This window comes from Pararhizobium sp. (genome assembly GCF_035497515.1).
Lineage (GTDB): Bacteria > Pseudomonadota > Alphaproteobacteria > Rhizobiales > Rhizobiaceae > Pararhizobium.
The window spans coordinates 1-1855 of sequence record NZ_DATJDJ010000072.1 but is presented as its reverse complement, the minus strand read 5'-3'; the positions used below and the strand labels follow the sequence as shown (position 1 = coordinate 1855).

At 60.6% G+C, this 1855-nt stretch carries 2 protein-coding genes; both read left to right on the top strand.

Features of this window, described 5'->3' with window-relative positions; genetic code table 11:
* The coding region (locus tag VL202_RS08370; RefSeq protein WP_325463670.1) for a glutamate--tRNA ligase at positions 1–994 on the top strand (994 nt) is incomplete at its 5' end.
* Between the two features lie 201 nt (positions 995–1195).
* The coding region (locus tag VL202_RS08365; protein WP_325463669.1) for an amino acid--tRNA ligase-related protein at positions 1196–1855 on the top strand (660 nt) is incomplete at its 3' end.

Sequence of the window (1855 nt, the reverse complement as noted above, 5' to 3'; positions counted from 1 at the left end):
CGTGCGCATGAAAATCCCGACCGAAGGCTCCTGCAAGTTCGTCGACGGCGTCTATGGCGAAGTCGATATCCCGTGGGATGCGGTGGACATGCAGGTGCTTCTCAAGGCCGATGGCATGCCGACCTATCACATGGCCAATGTGGTCGATGACCACCTGATGAAGATCACCCATGTGGCGCGCGGCGAGGAATGGCTATCCTCGGTGCCCAAGCACATCCTGATCTACCAGTATCTCGGTCTCGAGCCACCGGTGTTCATGCACTTGTCGCTGATGCGCAATCACGACAAGTCGAAACTGTCGAAGCGCAAGAACCCGACCTCGATCTCCTATTACACCGCGCTCGGTTATCTGCCGGAAGCGCTGATGAACTTCCTTGGCCTGTTCTTCATCCAGATCGCCGAGGGCGAGGAGATGCTGACCATGGAGCAGTTGGCGGAGAAATTCGATCCGGCCAACCTCTCCAAGGCCGGCGCGATCTTCGATGTGCAGAAACTCGACTGGCTGAACGGCCGCTGGCTGCGCGAAGGTCTTTCGGAAGACGAATTCGCCGCCCGCGTGCTCTCCTGGGCGATGGAAAACGACCGCATCCGGCAGGGCCTGAAACTGTCGCAGTCGCGCATTTCCAAGCTGGGCGAACTGCCGGACCTGGCCGGATTCCTGTTCAAGTCCGATCTCGCGCTTGACGCCGCTTCCTTCGCCAAGGTCAAATCCTCGCCGGAAGAACTTGTGGAGATCTTCAACACCGTCCAGCCGGACCTCGAAAAGATCCTCGAATGGAACGTCGAATCGATCGAAGCCGAACTGCGGGCGATTGCCGAGCGGATGGACAAGAAGCTGAAAGTCATCGTCGCGCCGCTCTTCGTGGCCGTCTCGGGCTCGTCGCGCTCGCTGCCGCTGTTCGATTCCATGGCCATCCTCGGTCGCTCGGTCGTGCGCCAGCGCCTGAAAGTCGCCGGCCAGGTGGCGGCGTCGATGGCGGGCAGCGGGAAGTGAAGTAATGACGGGGGCCCTCTTCTCCCCAGCGGGGAGAAGTGCCGAGCGAAAGCGAGGCGATGAGGGGGTCTTTCGGCAAATTTTGAAGTCTGTGGCTCCCCCTCATCCGGCCCTGCGGGCCACCTTCTCCCCAAGGGGAGAAGAGGGAGAGGGCCGCAGCCGTAGACACTCTTTGGACACAAGCCCTAAAGGCACGAGACAATGACCGACAAGACCGAAACCACCCTCTCCTCCGACGTCACCGAAGTGCGCGCCCAGAAGCTGGCCTTGCTGCGCGAAAAGATCGGCGACGTCTATCCGGCGCATTTCCACCGCACGATCACCAACGCGGATCTCGCCAAGAAATACGAGGCTCTGGAAGCGGATGTAGTGACGGATGACGTGGTCACTGTCGCCGGCCGGGTCTATTCCTCGCGCAATTCCGGCATGTTCATGGATATCCATGACGCCGGCGGCAAGATCCAGATCTTTTCCCACAAGGACACGACGCCGGAAGAGGCGCGCGCGCTGCTGCCGATGATCGATCTCGGCGACATCATCGGCGTGACCGGCGTGGTGCGGCGGACCAAGCGCGGCGAACTGTCGATCAACGCGCAAGAAATCACCATGCTCACCAAGTCACTATTGCCGATGCCCGAAAAGTGGCACGGCCTGTCCGACATCGAGCAGCGCTACCGCAAGCGCCATCTCGACATCATGACCAACGAGGAATCCAAGCTGCGCTTCCAGCAGCGCTCGAAGATCGTCTCCGGCATCCGCCGCTTCATGGAAGACGACGGCTTCATGGAAGTCGAGACGCCGATGCTGCACTCGGTCTATGGCGGCGCCACCGCCGAGCCGTTCAAGACGCATCACAATACG